Raw genomic sequence first — 5,328 nt, 5'->3', positions numbered from 1 at the left:
TGTTCGGTTCTCGACCGTACATCGAGAACCACATAGTGGACGCTACGCATCGTGAATTTTATCGATCACGAAATTCGATTTACCTCAAAACTCATGCTCCACCACAAGGGTGGGATGATTGGTAAGTTATCGGCTTATTAGTACCGGTCAGCTCCGAGAGTCTTTAGTCCTCTCTTCCACATCCGGCCTATCAACCCAGTAGTCTAGCTGGGAGCCTCTCGCCCGAAGGCATGGAAATCTCATCTTGAGGCCGGCTTCCCGCTTAGATGCTTTCAGCGGTTATCCATCCCGAACGTAGCTAATCAGCGGTGCTCCTGGCGGAACAACTGACACACCAGAGGTTCGTCCAACCCGGTCCTCTCGTACTAGGGTCAGATCCTCTCAAATTTCCTGCGCGCGCAGCGGATAGGGACCGAACTGTCTCACGACGTTCTAAACCCAGCTCGCGTACCGCTTTAATGGGCGAACAGCCCAACCCTTGGGACCTACTCCAGCCCCAGGATGCGACGAGCCGACATCGAGGTGCCAAACCATGCCGTCGATATGGACTCTTGGGCAAGATCAGCCTGTTATCCCCGAGGTACCTTTTATCCGTTGAGCGACAGCGCTTCCACAAGCCACTGCCGGATCACTAGTCCCGACTTTCGTCCCTGCTCGACTTGTCAGTCTCACAGTCAAGCTCCCTTGTGCACTTACACTCGACATCTGATTGCCAACCAGATTGAGGGAACCTTTGGGCGCCTCCGTTACTTTTTAGGAGGCAACCGCCCCAGTTAAACTACCCACCAGGCACTGTCCCTGAACCGGATTACGGTTCGAAGTTAGATATCCAATATGACCAGAGTGGTATTTCAACAATGACTCCACCGACACTAGCGTGCCAGCTTCACAGTCTCCCACCTATCCTACACAAGCCACACCGAACACCAATACCAAGCTGTAGTAAAGGTCACGGGGTCTTTCCGTCCTGCTGCGCGTAACGAGCATCTTTACTCGTAGTGCAATTTCGCCGAGTTCGCGGTTGAGACAGCTGGGAAGTCGTTACGCCATTCGTGCAGGTCGGAACTTACCCGACAAGGAATTTCGCTACCTTAGGATGGTTATAGTTACCACCGCCGTTTACTGGGGCTTAAATTCTCAGCTTCGCCTTGCGGCTAACCGTTCCTCTTAACCTTCCAGCACCGGGCAGGCGTCAGTCCGTATACATCGTCTTGCGACTTGGCACGGACCTGTGTTTTTAGTAAACAGTCGCTTCCCACTGGTCTCTGCGGCCCTACCACGCGTCCCGGAGCAAGTCCGTTGACGTGTCAGGCCCCCCTTCTCCCGAAGTTACGGGGGCATTTTGCCGAGTTCCTTAACCACGATTCTCTCGATCTCCTTGGTATTCTCTACCTGACCACCTGAGTCGGTTTGGGGTACGGGTGACTTGAACCTCGCGCCGATGCTTTTCTTGGCAGCATAGGATCATCGGATCTTGCCCTTACGGGCTCCCCTTCAGCTCTCAGCCTTATATGAGAGACGGATTTGCCTATCTCTCGGCCTACAACCTTGGCCTGGGACAACCATCGCCCAGGACCGACTACCTTCCTGCGTCACACCTGTTAATACGCTAACCGCACCAGCATAGGGTCGAGCGCTAGGCCCACCGTCTCACCCCGAAGGGATCAATCAGCGNGACTACCTTCCTGCGTCACACCTGTTAATACGCTAACCGCACCAGCATAGGGTCGAGCGCTAGGCCCACCGTCTCACCCCGAAGGGATCAATCAGGGAGATTCAGACTCTTAGCATCACTGGATTAGCTTGGGCGGTTCTTCGTCAGTACGGGAATATCAACCCGTTGTCCATCGACTACGCCTGTCGGCCTCGCCTTAGGTCCCGACTTACCCAGGGCGGATTAGCCTGGCCCTGGAACCCTTGGTCTTTCGGAGGACGGGTTTCTCACCCGTCTTTCGCTACTCATGCCTGCATTCTCACTCGTGTGGCATCCACGGCTGGTTTACACCGCCGCTTCGCTCGCCACACGACGCTCTCCTACCCATCAATACGGCTGGACCACGAAGGCCTGCCTATAAATATCAATGCCACAACTTCGGTGGCGTGCTTGAGCCCCGTTAAATTGTCGGCGCGGAATCACTTGACCAGTGAGCTATTACGCACTCTTTCAAGGGTGGCTGCTTCTAAGCCAACCTCCTGGTTGTCTGTGCAACTCCACATCCTTTCCCACTTAGCACGCGCTTGGGGACCTTAGTTGGTGGTCTGGGTTGTTTCCCTCTCGACGATGAAGCTTATCCCCCACCGTCTCACTGCTGCGCTCTCACTTACCGGCATTCGGAGTTTGGCTGACGTCAGTAACCTTTTAGGGCCCATTAGCCATCCAGTAGCTCTACCTCCGGCAAGAAACACGCAACGCTGCACCTAAATGCATTTCGGAGAGAACCAGCTATCACGAAGTTTGATTGGCCTTTCACCCCTATCCACAGCTCATCCCCTCAGTTTTCAACCTAAGTGGGTTCGGTCCTCCACGTGCTCTTACACACGCTTCAACCTGGCCATGGATAGATCACTTCGCTTCGGGTCTAGGACATGCGACTGAATCGCCCTATTCAGACTCGCTTTCGCTACGGATACCCCTCACGGGTTAACCTCGCCACATATCACTAACTCGCAGGCTCATTCTTCAAAAGGCACGCTGTCACAGCTACAAGGCTGCTCCAACGGTTTGTAAGCAAACGGTTTCAGGTACTATTTCACTCCCCTCCCGGGGTACTTTTCACCTTTCCCTCACGGTACTTGTTCACTATCGGTCATCTGGGAGTATTTAGGCTTATCAGGTGGTCCTGACAGATTCACACGGGATTTCTCGGGCCCCGTGATACTTGGGATACTCTTCACGCCATCACGAAATTTCGACTACGGGGTTCGCACCCTCTATGACCAGGCTTTCAATCCTGTTCGTCTATCACGCTCTGTAACGTCGCACCGGCGGCAGCCAAATGCTGAAAAGTCCCACAACCCCGAACATGCAACCCCTGCCGGGTATCACACATGCACGGTTTAGCCTCTTCCGGGTTCGCTCGCCACTACTAACGGAATCACTGTTGTTTTCTCTTCCTGTGGGTACTGAGATGTTTCACTTCCCCACGTTCCCTCTACCCGCCCTATATATTCAGGCGGGAGTCACCAGGTAACCTTGCAGCCCCTGGCGGGGTTTCCCCATTCGGACACCCTCGGATCACAGCTTGTTTATCAGCTCCCCGAGGCTTATCGCAGATTACTACGTCCTTCTTCGGCTCCAGATGCCAAGGCATCCACCGTTTGCTCTTAAAAACTTGCCAATCACATGAGTTTTGAAAATCGAAAATCTATCTCGAAAAAATTGACCAATGGACTCAAACATAAATGCTTGAGTCAATTGTTGTTTTCGACTCGAACCGAAGTCCGAGTCAAAAGATGCTCGCGTCCACTGTGTAGTTCTCAAAGTACGGGCGGTACCCACCCTGTCCGACGACCCAAAGGTCCCTGTCGAACAGGAGAAGGTCCAGAGGTACAGTCCGAAACACTTTCATGTTCCGTTCCGGTCCCTCAGGACCCAACAGCGTGCAACATACGAACCGTGCCGGACCGACTCTTTCCTTCCCTGGCAAAACCAGGGCGTACTCGTGTCGGATCTTTACGATCCGTATCAATGTCAATGTTCCACCCATGAGCGCCAGCAGGAACGTTCGTCCCTGAACTGACTGGCCAGTATGTTCCGCTGTATACAGACGGACTGGCACGTGCTCCTTAGAAAGGAGGTGATCCAGCCGCACCTTCCGGTACGGCTACCTTGTTACGACTTAGTCCTAATTACCAATCCCACCTTAGACGGCTCCCTCCCAATAAAGGGTTAGGCCACCGGCGTCGGGTGTTACCGACTTTCATGACTTGACGGGCGGTGTGTACAAGGCCCGGGAACGTATTCACCGCAGCGTTGCTGATCTGCGATTACTAGCGACTCCGACTTCATGAGGTCGAGTTGCAGACCTCAATCCGAACTGGGACCAGCTTTTTGGGATTCGCTCCACCTTACGGTATCGCAGCCCTTTGTACTGGCCATTGTAGCATGCGTGAAGCCCAAGACATAAGGGGCATGATGATTTGACGTCGTCCCCACCTTCCTCCGAGTTGACCCCGGCAGTATCCCATGAGTTCCCACCATTACGTGCTGGCAACATAGAACGAGGGTTGCGCTCGTTGCGGGACTTAACCCAACATCTCACGACACGAGCTGACGACAACCATGCACCACCTGTATACGAGTGTCCAAAGAGTTCGTTATCTCTAACGCGTTCTCGTATATGTCAAGCCTTGGTAAGGTTCTTCGCGTTGCATCGAATTAATCCGCATGCTCCGCCGCTTGTGCGGGCCCCCGTCAATTCCTTTGAGTTTTAGCCTTGCGGCCGTACTCCCCAGGCGGGGAACTTAATGCGTTAGCTGCGACACGGAGACCGTGGAATGGTCCCCACATCTAGTTCCCAACGTTTACGGGGTGGACTACCAGGGTATCTAAGCCTGTTTGCTCCCCACCCTTTCGCTCCTCAGCGTCAGTTACGGCCCAGAGATCTGCCTTCGCCATTGGTGTTCCTCCTGATATCTGCGCATTCCACCGCTACACCAGGAATTCCAATCTCCCCTACCGCACTCTAGTCTGCCCGTACCCACTGCAGGCTGGAGGTTGAGCCTCCAGTTTTCACAGCAGACGCGACAAACCGCCTACGAGCTCTTTACGCCCAATAATTCCGGACAACGCTTGCACCCTACGTATTACCGCGGCTGCTGGCACGTAGTTAGCCGGTGCTTTTTCTGCAGGTACCGTCACTTTCGCTTCTTCCCTGCTAAAAGAGGTTTACAACCCGAAGGCCGTCGTCCCTCACGCGGCGTTGCTGCATCAGGCTTTCGCCCATTGTGCAATATTCCCCACTGCTGCCTCCCGTAGGAGTCTGGGCCGTGTCTCAGTCCCAGTGTGGCCGGTCACCCTCTCAGGCCGGCTACCCGTCGTAGGCTTGGTGAGCCATTACCTCACCAACTACCTGATAGGCCGCGAGTCCATCCTTGACCAAAATTCTTTCCAACCACTGAAGATGCCTTCGCGGTTCGTATCCGGTATTAGACGTCGTTTCCAACGCTTATCCCAGAGTCAAGGGCAGGTTACTCACGTGTTACTCACCCGTTCGCCACTAATCACCAGAGCAAGCTCTGGATCATCGTTCGACTTGCATGTGTTAAGCACGCCGCCAGCGTTCGTCCTGAGCCAGGATCAAACTCTCCGTAAATGTTTAATTGCCA

At 54.0% G+C, this 5,328-nt stretch carries 2 rRNA genes; both read right to left on the bottom strand.

Annotated elements, in window-relative coordinates:
* Positions 1-117 precede the first annotated feature (117 nt).
* Positions 118-3,338: ribosomal RNA gene (locus tag AC1C2N_RS16180) — 23S ribosomal RNA — on the bottom strand.
* 452 nt (positions 3,339-3,790) lie between these two features.
* A 16S ribosomal RNA gene (locus AC1C2N_RS16175) occupies positions 3,791-5,315 on the bottom strand.
* The 16S and 23S rRNA genes sit together here, the layout of an rRNA operon.
* Positions 5,316-5,328: the final 13 nt, after the last annotated feature.

Source organism: Mycetocola sp. Y791, assembly GCF_059445325.1.
This window is presented reverse-complemented; position numbering and strand designations above follow the sequence as displayed.